Origin of the sequence: Streptomyces antarcticus, from assembly GCF_026627255.1 — a bacterium.
Taxonomy (GTDB): domain Bacteria; phylum Actinomycetota; class Actinomycetes; order Streptomycetales; family Streptomycetaceae; genus Streptomyces; species Streptomyces antarcticus.
The window spans coordinates 45,495-59,675 of sequence record NZ_JAPNLM010000031.1; the positions used below are offsets into that span (position 1 = coordinate 45,495).

General features: G+C 73.1%; 16 protein-coding genes. 9 read left to right on the plus strand and 7 right to left on the minus strand.

Going from position 1 to position 14,181, the window contains the following annotated elements; genetic code table 11:
* Window positions 1–47: 47 nt before the first annotated feature.
* Entirely contained in the window at window positions 48–1,088 is a 1,041-nt protein-coding gene (locus tag OTB16_RS33035) for a zinc-dependent alcohol dehydrogenase family protein (protein WP_267725645.1), read from the minus strand.
* A 158-nt stretch (window positions 1,089–1,246) separates the two neighbouring features.
* On the opposite strand from OTB16_RS33035, the gene OTB16_RS33040 reads away from it, so the two are divergent.
* Window positions 1,247–1,384: a hypothetical protein gene (locus OTB16_RS33040; RefSeq protein ID WP_267725646.1), complete on the plus strand. Its 138-nt coding sequence runs from the start codon at window positions 1,247–1,249 to the stop codon at window positions 1,382–1,384.
* Window positions 1,385–1,456: 72 nt separating this feature from the next.
* Here the strand turns inward: OTB16_RS33040 and OTB16_RS33045 are convergent, their stop codons facing one another.
* From OTB16_RS33045 to OTB16_RS33055, 3 genes are all read right to left on the minus strand, one after another.
* Entirely contained in the window at window positions 1,457–2,311 is an 855-nt protein-coding gene (locus OTB16_RS33045) for a DMT family transporter (protein ID WP_267725649.1), read from the minus strand.
* Window positions 2,312–2,550: 239 nt separating this feature from the next.
* On the minus strand, window positions 2,551–3,366 hold the full coding sequence (locus tag OTB16_RS33050) for an ATP-grasp domain-containing protein (RefSeq protein WP_267725652.1): 816 nt from the start codon (window positions 3,364–3,366) through the stop codon (window positions 2,551–2,553).
* Window positions 3,363–4,271 carry an ATP-grasp domain-containing protein gene (locus OTB16_RS33055; RefSeq protein ID WP_267725655.1) on the minus strand — a complete coding sequence of 303 codons (909 nt, stop codon included), beginning with the start codon at window positions 4,269–4,271 and terminating at the stop codon, window positions 3,363–3,365. Before OTB16_RS33055 ends, OTB16_RS33050 begins: the two co-directional genes overlap by 4 nt.
* 348 nt (window positions 4,272–4,619) lie before the next feature.
* On the opposite strand from OTB16_RS33055, the gene OTB16_RS33060 reads away from it, so the two are divergent.
* The 8 genes from OTB16_RS33060 to OTB16_RS33095 all read left to right on the plus strand — a co-directional run bounded on the left by OTB16_RS33060 (window position 4,620) and on the right by OTB16_RS33095 (window position 11,200).
* The gene (locus tag OTB16_RS33060; protein WP_267725657.1) at window positions 4,620–6,359 is read left to right on the plus strand and encodes a sensor histidine kinase; all 1,740 of its coding nucleotides are present in this window, start codon (window positions 4,620–4,622) and stop codon (window positions 6,357–6,359) included.
* Window positions 6,356–6,757, plus strand: coding sequence for a roadblock/LC7 domain-containing protein (locus OTB16_RS33065; RefSeq protein WP_267725660.1), 402 nt, complete (start codon window positions 6,356–6,358; stop codon window positions 6,755–6,757). Before OTB16_RS33060 ends, OTB16_RS33065 begins: the two co-directional genes overlap by 4 nt.
* The gene (locus OTB16_RS33070; RefSeq protein ID WP_267725664.1) at window positions 6,754–7,113 is read left to right on the plus strand and encodes a DUF742 domain-containing protein; all 360 of its coding nucleotides are present in this window, start codon (window positions 6,754–6,756) and stop codon (window positions 7,111–7,113) included. The genes OTB16_RS33065 and OTB16_RS33070 overlap by 4 nt, the downstream gene beginning before the upstream one ends.
* Entirely contained in the window at window positions 7,094–7,720 is a 627-nt protein-coding gene (locus tag OTB16_RS33075; protein ID WP_267725667.1) for a GTP-binding protein, read from the plus strand. The genes OTB16_RS33070 and OTB16_RS33075 overlap by 20 nt, the downstream gene beginning before the upstream one ends.
* Window positions 7,717–8,955: a cytochrome P450 gene (locus tag OTB16_RS33080; protein WP_267725669.1), complete on the plus strand. Its 1,239-nt coding sequence runs from the start codon at window positions 7,717–7,719 to the stop codon at window positions 8,953–8,955. The genes OTB16_RS33075 and OTB16_RS33080 overlap by 4 nt, the downstream gene beginning before the upstream one ends.
* A complete protein-coding gene (locus OTB16_RS33085; protein ID WP_267725672.1) occupies window positions 8,952–10,199 on the plus strand; it encodes a cytochrome P450 family protein in 1,248 nt (415 codons plus the stop codon). The genes OTB16_RS33080 and OTB16_RS33085 overlap by 4 nt, the downstream gene beginning before the upstream one ends.
* 65 nt (window positions 10,200–10,264) lie before the next feature.
* A complete protein-coding gene (locus OTB16_RS33090) occupies window positions 10,265–10,459 on the plus strand; it encodes a hypothetical protein (RefSeq protein WP_267725675.1) in 195 nt (64 codons plus the stop codon).
* 9 nt (window positions 10,460–10,468) lie between these two features.
* A complete protein-coding gene (locus OTB16_RS33095) occupies window positions 10,469–11,200 on the plus strand; it encodes a DUF7873 family protein (protein ID WP_267725677.1) in 732 nt (243 codons plus the stop codon).
* A 415-nt stretch (window positions 11,201–11,615) separates the two neighbouring features.
* On the opposite strand, the gene OTB16_RS33100 is transcribed toward OTB16_RS33095, so the two are convergent.
* The 3 genes from OTB16_RS33100 to OTB16_RS33110 all read right to left on the minus strand — a co-directional run bounded on the left by OTB16_RS33100 (window position 11,616) and on the right by OTB16_RS33110 (window position 14,039).
* Window positions 11,616–12,344 (minus strand): anti-sigma factor, encoded by a 729-nt coding sequence (locus OTB16_RS33100; RefSeq protein ID WP_267725680.1) that lies wholly within the window; start codon window positions 12,342–12,344, stop codon window positions 11,616–11,618.
* Window positions 12,341–12,952: a sigma-70 family RNA polymerase sigma factor gene (locus OTB16_RS33105; RefSeq protein ID WP_267725683.1), complete on the minus strand. Its 612-nt coding sequence runs from the start codon at window positions 12,950–12,952 to the stop codon at window positions 12,341–12,343. Before OTB16_RS33105 ends, OTB16_RS33100 begins: the two co-directional genes overlap by 4 nt.
* An 82-nt stretch (window positions 12,953–13,034) precedes the next feature.
* Entirely contained in the window at window positions 13,035–14,039 is a 1,005-nt protein-coding gene (locus OTB16_RS33110) for a DUF1996 domain-containing protein (RefSeq protein WP_267725686.1), read from the minus strand.
* Window positions 14,040–14,181 lie beyond the last annotated feature (142 nt).

The following is a 14,181-nucleotide window of genomic DNA, read 5'->3' on the forward strand; positions in this document are numbered from 1 at the left end:
GTGGCGCCAACGTGCCCGGGCCCGAACGTGCGCGGGGTCGACGCGGGTTACGAGCCCGGCTGGATGACCGTGACCCCGCGGCCCGCCGCCGATCCCATCGCCGCGAGGGCGGCCGGCGCCGCGTCGAGCGGGATCACCGAGGTGACCAGCAGGTCCGGGCGCAGCATCCCGGAGCGGACCAGTTCCATCATCGGCGGATACGCGTGCGCGGCCATCCCGTGACTGCCGAGGATCTCCAGCTCCCAGCCGATGACCCGCTCCATCGGCAGTACCGCCCCACCGGCGGCCTCCGGCAGCAGTCCGACCTGCACGTGCCGACCCCGCCGCCGCAACCCGGCCACCGAGGCCGCCGCCGTCAGGGGCGAGCCCAGGGCGTCGAGCGAGAGGTGCGCGCCCCCGCCGGTCGCCTCGCGCACCGCGGCGGCCGCGTCACCAGCGGTGGCGTCCACGGCGTGCGCGGCGCCGAACTTCCGCGCCAGATCGAGCGCTTCCGGCGACGTGTCGACCGCCACCACCCGCGCGCCGGCCGCGGCCGCGATCATCACCGCCGAGAGGCCGACCCCGCCGCAGCCGTGCACCGCGACCCACTCGCCCGCCGCCACCCGCCCCCGCGCGACCACGGCCCGGAACGCCGTCGCGAAACGGCAGCCCAGCCCGGCTGCCGTCGTGTACGCGAGGCCGTCGGGCACGGCCACCAGGTTCACGTCGGCGTGGTCCAGGGCCACGTACTCGGCGAAGGACCCCCAGTGCGTGAACCCGGGCTGGGTCTGCCGGGCGCACACCTGGTGTTGGCCGGCCGCGCATTCGGCGCACCTGCCGCAGGCGCAGACGAACGGCGCGGTCACCCGGTCCCCGGCCCGCCATCCGGTGACGCCCGCCCCCACCGCCTCCACCACACCGGCGAGTTCGTGCCCGGGCACGTGCGGCAGCACGATGTCCGGGTCGTGGCCCATCCACCCGTGCCAGTCGCTGCGGCACAGTCCGGTGGCCTCCACCCGCACCACCACACCGCCCGTCGGCGGAGCCGGGTCCGCGACCTCCCTGACCTCGGCCTGCTCGCCGTACCGCTCGAACACCACCGCACGCATGCCAACCGCCTTCCGCTCGCCTGCCCGCACGCTACCCCCGGCCGTGTCCGGACCCCGGCCGTGTCCGGACCCCGGCCGTGTCCGGTCCGGCCCCCGATGGCAGGCTGCGGGACAGCCGCCGCACCGGCGGCGTCCGACCGCGACTCCAGGGGGATCCGATGAACCGCAAGCGAGCGGCCGCGGCCGCGCCCATCCTGCTCGTCCTCGTCCTCGTCCTCGCCGTCACCGTGCTGGGCGCGGGCTCCCAGGCCTACGCGAAGGCCGCCGACGACAAGAAGGCGGAAGTCATCAAGTAGGCGTGCCCCAGGCGCGACCCCAGGGGGAGGGGAGGGGAGGGGAGAAGAGGGCAAGCGGACGCCGCGTCGACGCTACGGCGCGCCGTCCCCGGCCCTGGCCAGGGCGAGGACGCCGGCACAGATCAGGGCGATGCCCAGCAGCTGGGGGAGCAGCCACCAATGCGCCCGCAGGTGTTCCTCGTACAGCAGGACTCCGAGCGCGACGCTGACGCTCGCGTCGCCCAGGGTCAGCGCGGGCTGTGAGGCGACCAGCGGTCCGCCCTGTATGGCGTGCTCCAGGAGCAGCAGCGCGCAGATGCCGCTCGCGCCGAAGGCGTACGTCTCCCAGGTCGTCAGGAACGCCTCGAGGCCGCCCTCGTCGAGGACGTGCACGGCCGACTTCATCAGCGCGGCGGTGAGCGCGTAGCAGACGGCGGTGGCGGCGCCCAGGCAGCTGGCCCGTGCCCGGCCGGGCGGCCGGCGCAGACCCGCCACGGTCAGGGCGGCCACCGCGGCCGCGCACGCGGCCAGGGCCAGGATCCACCGGTCCAACGGTACGTCCGTACGGTTCCCCGACGGCGAGGCGGCCGCGAGCGTGACTCCGAGCCCGACCACCACCCCCGCCACCGCCAGCCACAGGGCTCCGGGCAGCCGCCGCCGCGCGGCCAGCGAGGCGATCAGCAGTGCGAGCGGCAGTTCCAGTACGAACAGTGGCTGTACGAGGGCCATGGGCCCGGTGGCGAGTGCCACGGCCTGGCCCGCTCCGGCGGCGATCACGGCCAGGATGCCGCCGATCCACACCGGGCGGCGCAGCAGGTCGAGGATCAGACCGAAGCGGAAGCCGTCGCTCTGCGGCACGGTGAGCGCGGCCCGCCGCTGGAGCACGGTGGCCAGTGCGTTGCTGAACGCCGCGAACAGCGCGAAGAGGACCGGCAGGACGACGCCCATGCCCCGATCCTCACCGTGCCCCCGTCAGGGCCGCGCCCCAACACCGCCGCGGGGACGTTTCGCGCCGGGCGTTCCCCCGTCCGGGCCTGTCCTGGTCTGTCCGGGCCCGGACGCGCCCATCCGGTCCCGTCCGGTCCCGTCCGTGCCGGTGCGAGCCTGTCCGGCCCCCGTCCCGCCCCCGCGGCTCCTCCCCGGCGCTGAACGTGGAGCGTCACCGGGCCGCGTCCCGACCCCGCCCGTTACCCCGCGGCGGGTGCCGCGTCCCGCCCCGGGGCCCGGCGCAGGACGAGGCCGGCCAGGGCCTCGGGGGCGCCCGCCTGGTCCCGGATGCCGGGGAAGGCGTTGACGTCCACGATCAGCGGCGAGCCCCCCGCGTCGATGAGGTCCACCCCGTACACCTCCAGTCCGTACGCCTTCCCGGCCGCCCGTACGAGCGCGGCCCAGCCCGGCGGGAGTTCGTCCGGTTCCAGCGACCGGGTCGGGCCGCGGCCGCCCGGGGAGAGTTCGGAGCGGCGCAGGGCGGCGAAGACCCGGTCGCCGACCGCCCACACCTTGTGGTCCCAGCCGCTGTTGGGCGCGAAGTCCTGCACCACCACCGGCTCGTCGGGCCACCGCGCCGCCAACGCGCGCAACTGCGCCGCGTCGTCGACCCGGGCGACCAGGTCGCCCCGTCGACTGTGCCGGCTCTTGACCACCACCGGTGCGGTCAGCGGATGGCCGGATGCCCACCGCCCCAGGCCGCCGACGGTCCGGGTGGCCGCGAAGGGCAGGCCGGCCCGCAGGGCGATCTCCGCCATCGCGGTCCGGTCCTGACACCGCTCGGTCGCCGCAGCGGAGTTGACCACGACGGCGCCCCGCTCCTCCAGCTCCCGTGCCAGGGCCAGCGCCTGCGGGGTCCGCGACTTCAGCAGGTATACGTCGGCCACGCAGCGCGGCGGGGCGGACCCGGTGCGCGGGTCGAGCGCTTCGACGGGGTGCCCGGCCGCGGTGAGCAGGGCGCTCGCCGCCGCGAGCAACGGGTGTCCGGGTTCCGGGGTGATCAGGCCGACCCTCACGCGCTGTCCACCACCCGCGCTGTGACCTGTGCGGGAATCGAGACGGGCAGCGTCGGGTACACCACCGCCGTGGGAGCGGCCGGCGCGGTCGTACCGCCCGCGCGTGCCAGCCCGAGCACCGCCCGGGCCACCCGCGCCGCCGCGTCGGGTACCTGGCGGAAGCTCGGAAAGTCGTTCACGTCGACGACCACAGGCCCGTCGGGGCCCAGGAGTACGTCCACCCCGTACAGGTCGAGCCCGTACACCGTTCCGACCTGCGCGGCGATCGCCGCGACCTCCGACGACAGCGGCACGCGGCGCTCGCGCACCGAGGGGTCGGGGTGCAGCGGAGAGCAGCGCTCGGTCGCGAACAGTTCCCCGCCGACCGCGTACACCTTGATGTCGATGCCCGAATTGGGCACGTACGGCTGGGCGATGAGCATGCCCTCGCCCGCGAGTACGGGGAGCATCGCCTCCAGCCGGTCCGGCGAGGACAGCAGGTGCACGGCCCGCCCGGAGCTGCCGTCCGCGGGCTTGACGACGAGCGGGTACTCCGCCGCCGGTATCTCCCCGAGCAGTTCCGGGACGGCCACCGCGTACGTCGTGGGCAGTGGGAGCCCCCGGACGCGGCCGATCGCCGCCGCCAGTGCCTTGTCCCGTACGCCGCGGATCGAGCGGGCGTCGTTGACCGTCGTCATCCCCGCGGCCGCGGCGGCCTCCAGCAGGGTCAGCCCCGGGCCGCCGGACACCGTCTTGAGCACCCACGCGTCGTGCGCGCCGGTCCGCACCACCTCGGTCATCCGCAGCAGTGAACCGCCCGGCCGCACCACGTCGACCCGGTGCCCCCACGCGGTCAGTTGCCGGATCACCTCGTTCGGCATGCCGTCATGGCGGTAGTGCTCCTCCACCAGGAAGCAGAGCCTCATGGACCTTCCCCGTATTCCCCGGACGTCCGCCGATTCCGTCCGGCGAGTTGTGACGTCACAGGATGTCATGAACCGCAATGTGCTGATCGGTCCGCGTGTGCGAAGGAGCGGCGCCGGGCCGCGCCGCCCGGGACCGCGGCGCGCAGAACGCGAAGCGGCGTCATCGGCGTCAGTACCGGGCCCCTCCGCAACTACGATCGAAGCAGGACAAAATGACCTATAGGAGTCGCTGCGCAAGGTAAAACCCGCCAGGAACTTTCCAAAACGATCAATAACTCACCTATAGTTGGCTCTCGTTACTCACAGGAACCCTCTCCTCCATTTACGCCCGGTATGAGGCTTTGATTGATGACGGCGCCGCCCTCCCCCCTTCGCCCCTCCGCGCTCGCCCTGCTGATCACCGCAACCGCAGGCGGCGCGCTCTCCACGGCGGCGGTGGCCGCGGCCCCGTCGGCCGTCCGCGTCCCCCTCGCCTGGTTCTCCGGCTCCGGGGTTCTGCTGCTCGCCATCGCGGCCTTCGCCGTGACCTGGTCGGCACGCACCGCCCGACTGCTGCGCGGCAGGGTCTCCGGTCTCACCGGTGAGATCACCTCGCGCGACGCGTACATCGCCCGGCTGACCGCCGACACCTCGCGCGAAGCGGCCACCCACCATGCCGACCGCGGCCGGCTGGCCGGCGCCCACGCGGCCGAACTCGAAGGGATGACACGCGCCCACGCGGCGCAGCTGGACGGGCTCGTCGCCGCTCACGCCATCGAGCTGGACCGGCTGACCGCGGCCCAGAGCGCCTCCCGCGAACGGCTCGGCAACGAGCTGCGCCGTGCCGAGTCCGGCCGTGCCGCCGCCATGGCCGCCACCGCCAACGCGGCCGGCCGCATGCAGGCGCTCGCCACCGGCATGCTGGCCGACCTCCGCGACATGGAGCACCGGCACGCCGACGAGGACGTCCTCGGCGACCTGCTCCACCTCGACCACCGCACCGCACAGGCCGGACGTCTCGCCGACTCCATCGCCGTGCTCACCGGCGCCCGTTCGGGCCGCCGCTGGGCGAAGCCGATCGTCATGGAGTCCATCCTGCGCGGAGCCATGGGCCGCATCGGCGGCTACCAGCGGGTCCGGCTGCACTCCACCAGCGACGCCGCCGTCGCCGGCCACGCCGCCGAGGGTGTGATGCACGCCCTCGCCGAACTGCTCGACAACGCCGCGAACTTCTCCCCGCCGACCGCCGAGGTCCACGTCTACGTGGAGGAGGTCCCGGCCGGCATCATCATCACCGTCGAGGACAGCGGCCTGGTCATGAGCGAGGTCCAGCTGCGCCGCGCCCAGCAGGCCGTGACCGCCGAGTCGCTGGACCTGGCCGGGCTCTCCGGCACCCGCCTCGGCCTCGCCGTGGTCGGCCGCCTCGCCCGCAAGCACGGGCTGACGGTCTCCTTCAGGCCCTCGGCGCGCGGCGGTACCGGCGCGCTGATGATGCTGCCTCAGGAGCTGATCAGCCGTACCCCGTCCGACGCGGAGAGCGGCCCCGAGGCCGACGCCCGCACCGCCGCCCTGCCCGCGGGCCGGACGACCCCGGCCGCCCTGCCCGCAGGGGCCCCGGCGGCGGAGCCCGACGCCGTCCACGAGACCCGCGCCGAGCCCGCCACCGCGGAGCGCGGGGGAGCCCGTCCCAGGGCGGCGGAGGCCGCGGCCCAGGTCCTCCCGGCGGCCGGCGCACCCGCCGGAGCCCCCGGCGAGGCCCCGCACGCCGGCGAGACCGGCCTGCCGCAGCGCAGGCGGGGCCGCACCCTGGCCGCCGCCCACCCCGAGGGCCCCGACGCGGCCGGCGCGGCGGCCCGTACGAGCGGCACGGCGTCCGGCACGCCCACCGGCGCCTCCCGGTCGGCCGCCCGCTTCGGCAGCTTCCGCCAGGCGGTACGCGGAACCTCCGCGACTCCCGACGCGGCCGCGGCTCCCGAGCAGCCCCCGGTTCCCGAGCAGCCCGCGGACGCCGCACCGTCCACGGCCGCCGAACGGCCCACGGCCCCCGCTCAGCCCACGGCCCCCGCGCCGTCCTCGAACCCCACGCACCCGGAAGGCAACACGGAATGACCGGCTCCACCACCGACGAGACGCTCAGCTGGCTCCTGGAAGGCCTCCTCGAGCGCACCCCCGGCGCCCGGCACGGCCTCGTGCTCTCCCGCGACGGCCTCAAGCTGTGCCGCACCCCGGAGCTCTCCGTCGACCAGGCCGACCAGCTCGCGGCGATAGCCGCCGGCATCCAGAGCCTCTCGCACGGCGCGTCCATCGAGTTCGGCGACGGGACCGGCGGAGTCCGCTCCGCCATGGCCGAGTTCTACGGCGGCATCCTCTTCATCGTGGAGGCCGGTGAGGGCGCGCACCTCGCACTGGTCGCCGACGAGGACGCCGACGCGGGCCTCGTCGGCCACAACATGTCCGAACTGGTCGAGCAGCTCGGCGAGCATCTCATCGCCCGGCCCCGGGGATGAGCGGGAGCACGAGCAGGCCGGGCCGGGACGACTCCCCGGACCGGCTCTACACCCTCACCGGCGGTCGCAGCCGCGCCGGCTCCGACGCCTTCGACCTGGTCACCCTGGTCGTAGCCGAATGCGACCCGACCCCCGGAATGCAGTCCGAGCACGCCGCGATCCTGCGCATGAGCCAGTTCCCGACGGCCCTGGTGGAGATCGCGGCCGAGCTGGGGCTGCCGGTGTCGATCGTGCGCATCCTCCTCGCCGACCTGCTCGGGACCGGCAAGATCAGCGCCCGGCACCCGCGTTCGGCGTACCGCCTTCCCGACCTCGACATCCTGGAGCAGGTGCTCGTTGGACTCCGCAATCTCTGATCAGCGCGAAACCCGCCAGACCCTGCAGAGCACCGCCGACAACGGTCTGAAGATCGTCATCGTCGGCGGCTTCGGCGTCGGCAAGACCACCATGGTCCGCTCGGTCAGCGAGATCCGCCCGCTGAACACCGAAGAGACCATGACCAAGGCCGGAGAGGCCGTCGACGACACCGACGGGATCGCCACCAAGACCGCCACCACCGTGGCGTTCGACTTCGGCCGCATCACCCTCGACGCGCACAATGTGCTCTACCTGTTCGGCGCGCCCGGCCAGGAGCGGTTCTGGTTCCTGTGGGACCGGCTCTTCTCCGGCACCCTCGGCGCCGTCGTCCTGGTCGACACGCGCCGCCTCGCCGACTCCTGGTACGCCATCGACCGGCTCGAGCACCACGGCACCCCCTTCGTCGTCGCCTGCAACGACTTCGGCGGACCCGCCCACACCGGGGACGAGATCCGGGCCGCCCTCGACCTGCCCGAGGAGGTCCCGCTGATCTTCTGCGACGCCCGCTCCCGCGAGTCCGGCAAGCACGTCCTGATCTCCCTCGTCCAGCACCTCCAGACGGCCGTTCTGACCAACCAGCCGACGACCCCGGAGCCCACCCCGTGACCTGCCCCGCCGCTCACGACCCGCAGGCCGTCTCCCTCGGCGGCCCCCGGTTCCAGACCGACCCCATCGAGCTCTACCGGGAGATGCGCCGCGACCACGGCGCCGTCGCCCCGGTCGTCCTCGACGGCGACATACCGGCCTGGCTCGTCCTCGGCTACCGGGAACTGCACCAGGTCACCAGCGACCCGGTGCTCTTCTCCCGCGACTCCGACCTGTGGAACCAGTGGGACCGCATCCCCGCCGACTGGCCGCTGCTCCCGATGATCGGCCGCAAACAGCCCTCCATCCTGTACACCGTCGGCGAACGTCACCGCGAGCGGGCCGCCGTCATCTCCGACGCCCTCGAATCCGTGGACCCCTTCGAACTCAAGGGCCACGCCGAGCGGTTCGCCGACGAGCTGATCGACACGCTGTGCGGCAAGGGCGCCTGCGACATCGTCGGCGAGTACGCGATGCTCCTGCCGCTGCGGGTCCTCGCCCGGATCTACGGCTTCTCCGACGAGGAGGGCCCCGGCCTCGTCACCGCCATGAACGACATGATCAACGGGCGGGAGGGGGCCCTGGACGGACAGCGCCACCTCGGCGGATCCATGTACGCGCTGCTCGCCGCCAAGCAGGCGGTGCCCGGTCACGACGTCGCCTCCCGGATGCTCGCCAACACGGCGGGCTTCACCGTGGACGAGGTCGCCCAGGACCTGATGGTGATGATGGCCGCGGGCCACCAGCCCACCGCCGACTGGATCGGCAACTCGCTGCGCCTGATGCTCACCGACAACCGCTTCGCGGCCTCCCTCGCGGGCGGCCGGCACAGCGTCGGCGAGGCCATGAACGAGGTGCTGTGGGAGGACACGCCCACCCAGAACGTGGCCGGCCGCTGGACCTCCCGCGACACCAACCTCGGCGGCCGGCGCATCGCCCGCGGCGACCTCGTCCTGCTGGGACTGGCCGCGGCCAACGCCGACCCCCACGTACGCACCGACGCGGGCACCCTCACCGGCGGCAACAACGCCTTCTTCTCCTTCGGGCACGGCGAACACCGCTGCCCCTTCCCCGCGCAGGAGGTCGCCGAGGTCATCGCCCGCACCGGCATCGAGGTCCTCCTCGACCGGCTGCCCGACGTGGACCTCGCCGTGCCGGCCTCCGCGCTGGCCCGCCGCCCCTCGCCCTGGCTGCGGGGACTGACCGAACTGCCCGTCACCTACACCCCGACCCCCGCCCTTGGAGCCACCCGATGACGTGCCCGATCGACCACTCCGGCCCCGCCGCCATCACCCTCGACCCCTTCGTCGCCGACCTCCACGCGGAGAGCGCCGCGCTGCGCGCCGCCGGTCCGCTCGTACCGGTCGTCCTGCCGGGCGGGGTCGGCGTGTACGCCGTGACCCGGCACGCCGAGGCGAGGAGACTCCTGACCGACCCCAGAGTGGTCAAGGACATCAACGTGTGGGGTGCCTGGCAGCGCGGCGAGATACCCCTCGACTGGCCCCTGATCGGCCTCGCCAACCCCGGCCGCTCCATGCTCACCGTGGACGGCGACGAGCACCGCCGCCTGCGCACCCTGGTCGCGCAGGCGCTCACCGTCCGCCGGGTGGAGAAGCTGCGGGCCGGCATCGAGGCACTGACGACGGACATGCTCGACCGGCTCGAAGCGCTGCCGGCCGGGGAGACGGTCGACCTCAAGCTGCACTTCGCGTACCCGCTGCCGATGAACGTCATCAGCGCGCTCATGGGCGTCGACGCGGCCGAACACCCGCGGATGAAGGCCTTGTTCGAGAAATTCTTCTCCACGCAGACCCTCCCCGAGGAGGTGCCGCAGATGATGGCGGACCTCGGCGCGCTGTTCTCCCGGATCGTGGAGTCCAAGCGGGAGAACCCGGGCGACGACCTCACGAGCGCGCTGATCGCCGCCTCCGAGGACGGCGACCACCTCAGCACGGAGGAGATCACCAACACCCTCCAGCTGATGGTCGCGGCCGGCCACGAGACCACGATCAGCCTGATCGTCAACGCCGTCGTCGCCCTCCAGAGCCACCCCGAGCAGCGCGCGCTCGTCCTCAAGGGCGAGGTCCCGTGGGAGAACGTGATCGAGGAGACCCTGCGCTGGTCCACCCCGACCTCGCACGTGCTGATCCGGTTCGCTGCCGAGGACGTCGAGGTCGCGGACCGCGTCCTGCCCAAGGGCGAGGGGCTCATCGTCTCCTTCGGCGCCATCGGGCGCGACGAGGAGCAGCACGGCGAGAGCGCGGGGGAGTTCGACGTCACCCGCACCCCCAACCGCCACATCTCCTTCGGCCACGGCCCCCACGTCTGCCCCGGCGCGGCCCTCTCCCGGCTGGAGGCCTTGGTCGCCCTCCCGGCCCTGTACGCACGCTTCCCCGACCTGACCCTCGCGGTCGCCCCTGGGGAGCTGCGCAACAAGCCGATCCTCACCCAGAACGACCTCTTCGACCTGCCGGTGCACCTCACCGCGCCCGCGGTCTGATGGGCGATGGGCCCGAACTGACGACAGGTCAGGCATGCGCGCCCGGACGGCCCCGATCCGGTGTCATGACACGACACCGGATCGCGGTCGCGGCCGCGTTACCCGCCGTCCTGCGCCCCCTCCCGCTCGCCGTCGCGGGCACGGCGGCCGCCGTCCCGGCCGCCACGGTCCCGTCCTGCGTGGCGCGGGCCACGGCCGTGCCGGTCTTGAACGCCCCGTCGTGCGAAAAGCGGATGAGGGCCGCCGGAGGGGGCTGCTAGGTTGATCACGTGCCGAAGCTGAATCAGATAATCGCAGTGGAAAAGGGCGTCAAGTCCAAGTCCCTCCAAGAGCTGACCCAGGCTCACCACGACGTCCAGAAGCCCGCCCTGCTGGCCGGCATCTCACGTACGTACCAGCCCAAGGACGAGGAGGGCGAGCAACTGCCGCCCGAATCCACCCGGGTGCAGGTCAAGGCCGAGGACGCGCTGCGTGCGACGGCAGGGACCCTGACGCGCCTGTTCGACGTGACGGCCACCAAGGACTGGGCGAACCGCACCGCGTCCGCGGACGTCGTCGTCGACGGTAACGTCCTGCTCCCGCAGGTGCCCGTGCCCTACCTGCTCTTCCTGGAGAAGCAGCTGACCGACCTGCACACCTTCGTGCGGAAGCTGCCGGTGCTCGACGCGTCCGAGTCCTGGAACCTGGACCCGTCCACCGACTCGTGGAAGACGGAGCCGGTACGCACCATCCGCACCAAGAAGGTGCCGCGCAACCACGTCAAGGCCGAGGCCACCGACAAGCACCCGGCGCAGGTCGAGGTCTACTACGAGGACGTCCCGGTCGGCTACTGGACGACCGTGAAGTTCTCCGGGGCCCTCCCGGCCCGCCGGGTCAACGAGCTGCTCGACCGCGTGGAGAAGCTCCAGCAGGCCGTGAAGTTCGCCCGCGAGGAGGCCAACGGCGCCGAGGTCACCGACCAGCGGGTCGGCGACGCGGTGTTCGGCTACCTGTTCAGGTAGCCCCCAGATCGCCCCCCGCGAGCGCGGGGGGTGCGCGAGAGCGCAAGCTGAAACTGATGTTGAAGCTGAAAAGGGACGACAGTTGGGGGTTCGAATCCCTCTCCCGGCACTGCACGCCGGGGTGGCCCAAGCCTGGCAGAGGCGGTCCCGTAAATCTCAGATTCTCGCTCCAGTCTCAGTATTCGCCGCCGAACACCGGATCGACCGGGCGCGGACGATCATCGACGGATAGGGGTTCAAGTCCCCTCTGCGCCTCTCCTCGTGGCGCGGTAGTTCAAAGGCAGAACACGTCGGTCTAAAAATGATCCGCGGCCCTTAAATGCAGCCGGTGTGCGAATTGGGTGGCAAGCAGGAGCCCGGGAGCTGGACATGCTCCCGGGCTCTGTCACGTCCCCGGCCCGGAGGCCGGGGAGCGTCACACGGGTACGGACACGAAGGTCCGGCCCGACTCGTTCTCGACCTGGATGGACTTGACGTCCGCCGGGTCCACGGCCGCCGAGCCGTCCAGCGCCGCGCCCTTGCCCTCGCCCTTCTCCTGGCCTCCCACGACCCAGCTGCCCGCGGTGGTGCGCTTGCCGTCCTTGGAGACCACGATCAGCCGGCACCGCTCGCCGGGCGGCACCCCGGTGACCGCGGCGCGCACGCGCACCCACTTCACCGCGGGTGTCATCTGTACGGTCATCCGCACCCCCGAGGCCGGGTCGGTCGCGGAGCCCAGCCTGGTCCCGGCCACCGGCGCCGAAGGCGCCGTCGACACCGTGGGGGACGGCTGCGGGGGCAGCGCGACCGGTCCGGAGTCACCGGCGGCGCCGAGCTGGGCGCCCGCCCAGAACACCGCGGCCAGCGAGGCCGCCGCGGCCAGTCCCGCCAGGCCCACGCGCCGGCGCCGGTCGGCGGTCTGCTCCCCGCGCATCTGCCGCAGGGTGCGCTGGAGCATCAGGTCACCGCCGTGCGGCGGCCCGTCCAGGAACGCCTCCTCGGGTACCTCTCCCAGTGCCGCCTCCATTTCGCGCAACGCGGTCACCTCTTCCCGGCAGTGCACGCAGCCGCTGATGTGTTCTTCGACCCGGCGGTTCTCCTCGGGGTCCAGGACGCCGAGCACGTACGGGCCGAGCAGTTCCTCCTCGTGCCGCTGCCGGTTCATGCCACCACCTCACGCAGTCCGGCGGGCTGCTGGGGCGGCCTGCCCGATCGATTTCCTTCTCTGGAGCCGTGCTCTCTGGCGCTGTTGTCCCTGAAGACCTCGCGCAGGGCCTTGAGCGCGTAGTGCGAACGCGACTTGACGGTGCCCGCCGGTATGCCGAGGCTGTCCGCGGCCTCGGCGACGCTGAGCTGGCGGTAGTACAACTCCGTCAGCACGTCCCGGTGCTCCGGGGAGAGCTGGTCGAGGGCACCCAGTACCGTCATGGTGTCCACCACGGCGTCCGCGTGGTCCATCTCCACCGGGGGAGCGGCCGCGGCTCCGGAGACCTCGGGCGGCCTCGCGGCCTTGGCGCGGTACCGGTCGGTGATGATGTTGCGGGCCACCGTCAGCAGCCAGCCCCGCACCGAACCCTTCCCGTTCACCAGGACCTCGGAGTGCCGCCAGGCCCGGATGAGCGTCTCCTGGACGATGTCCTCGGCGGCGGCCCGGTCACCCGTCAGTCGGGTGGCGTACGCGAGCAGGGCGTGGCCGTGCTCCTCGTACACCGACTTGATCAATGCCTCGTCGGTCGAGCCCCGCCGAGTGCGGGGCCACAGTGGTCCGGCCATCTCACCCTCTCCGTCTTCCTCGCTGGGTGGTGCGGTCGGAACACGCTGCCCGGCCGCCCCCGGTTCAGGTGACCTGCGTCACTCAGGTGCGGCACGCGCGGCCCGAGTTGAGGCAGTCGACCACTCCGGCCATCTGCTCCTCGGTCATCGCGTTCACGAACATCGCGTGGTCCGTCCTGGGACTGTGCCGCTGCTCGGGGAAGGAGTCGAGCGCGAGCGGCACGCCCGGGGCGACCTCGTACGCCAAGGAGACGCGCAGCTCGGGCACCGGGAAGGTGCCCTGCGGGCAGACCCCGCCCCCCGAGGGGAACAGCAGGTGAGAGCGGTGCCCGGCGCTCGCGGTCTCCAGGCCGTTCCAGCAGCTGGGGAAGACCAGGGTGCGCGTGACGCGCTCGCCCGCCTGACAGCGCGGATAGCGGGTGGTGGCGCGGTCGGGGGCGCCCGAACACCCCCAGCGGGCCCGTACGTCGGCGTCGGTCGCCGCCGTGAACGCCACGGCGTCGCCCGTCATCCCGCGCAGGAAGCGGGGCATCGGCACGACCCTGCTCACCGGACTGCCGCGGAACTCCACCCGGACCGAGGCCTCCGCCACGATCTCGCCCGTGTTGCCGTGTCCGGCCGAACCCTCGTGCGGGCGCGGGCCCGGCCGGTCCGGCCGGCGCAGCACGGGCCAGTAGTACGTGGAGCGGTCGCCGCCCCGACAGCTCGTGGCGGCCGCGTCCAGGGAGGCGTCGGTCGACATCGCGTCGGTGGACAGGTTTCCCACGTACGCGTGCGTGTGGTGGGCGCCCGCCACCAGCCCCGGCGAGACGACGAGGTTGTCCTCGTTGTAGTGGCCCTCCTCGTTGCGGCCGCACTCCACCACGACCGATCCGGCCGAGGCGTCCGGCCCCGACGGCGGCAGGACGCGGGGGGCGGATCCGGGCGGGACCTCGGCCATGTCCACGTAGTCGGAGACCGCGGGTCCGGCCGCCGCGGAGCCCGCGTGCGGTCCGCCCGCCCGCGAGGCTCCCAGCACGGCAGCGGTGAGCCCCCCGCCCAGGACCAGGCAGACGACGAGAGTGAGCAGTAGGCGCGCGTTCCCCATGGCGGTCACGGTCGCCGGTGGCGGCACCGCCGTCAACCTGGGATCCGCATGACGGGCTCCGGCCCCGCAACTTTTCATCCTGGATGGCGGTTTATACGTAAAAGCAACCTTCTCGAGCGCACCCCGTCGCAAGGAAGGAATC

Coding starts and splice junctions, on each gene's coding strand:
- OTB16_RS33035 (WP_267725645.1), bottom strand. CDS start 1,088: ATGCGTGCGGTGGTGTTCGAGCGGTACGGCGAGCAGGCCGAGGTCAGG.
- OTB16_RS33040 (WP_267725646.1), top strand. CDS start 1,247: ATGAACCGCAAGCGAGCGGCCGCGGCCGCGCCCATCCTGCTCGTCCTC.
- OTB16_RS33045 (WP_267725649.1), bottom strand. CDS start 2,311: ATGGGCGTCGTCCTGCCGGTCCTCTTCGCGCTGTTCGCGGCGTTCAGC.
- OTB16_RS33055 (WP_267725655.1), bottom strand. CDS start 4,271: ATGAGGCTCTGCTTCCTGGTGGAGGAGCACTACCGCCATGACGGCATG.
- OTB16_RS33060 (WP_267725657.1), top strand. CDS start 4,620: ATGACGGCGCCGCCCTCCCCCCTTCGCCCCTCCGCGCTCGCCCTGCTG.
- OTB16_RS33065 (WP_267725660.1), top strand. CDS start 6,356: ATGACCGGCTCCACCACCGACGAGACGCTCAGCTGGCTCCTGGAAGGC.
- OTB16_RS33070 (WP_267725664.1), top strand. CDS start 6,754: ATGAGCGGGAGCACGAGCAGGCCGGGCCGGGACGACTCCCCGGACCGG.
- OTB16_RS33085 (WP_267725672.1), top strand. CDS start 8,952: ATGACGTGCCCGATCGACCACTCCGGCCCCGCCGCCATCACCCTCGAC.
- OTB16_RS33090 (WP_267725675.1), top strand. CDS start 10,265: ATGACACGACACCGGATCGCGGTCGCGGCCGCGTTACCCGCCGTCCTG.
- OTB16_RS33100 (WP_267725680.1), bottom strand. CDS start 12,344: ATGAACCGGCAGCGGCACGAGGAGGAACTGCTCGGCCCGTACGTGCTC.
- OTB16_RS33105 (WP_267725683.1), bottom strand. CDS start 12,952: ATGGCCGGACCACTGTGGCCCCGCACTCGGCGGGGCTCGACCGACGAG.
- OTB16_RS33110 (WP_267725686.1), bottom strand. CDS start 14,039: ATGGGGAACGCGCGCCTACTGCTCACTCTCGTCGTCTGCCTGGTCCTG.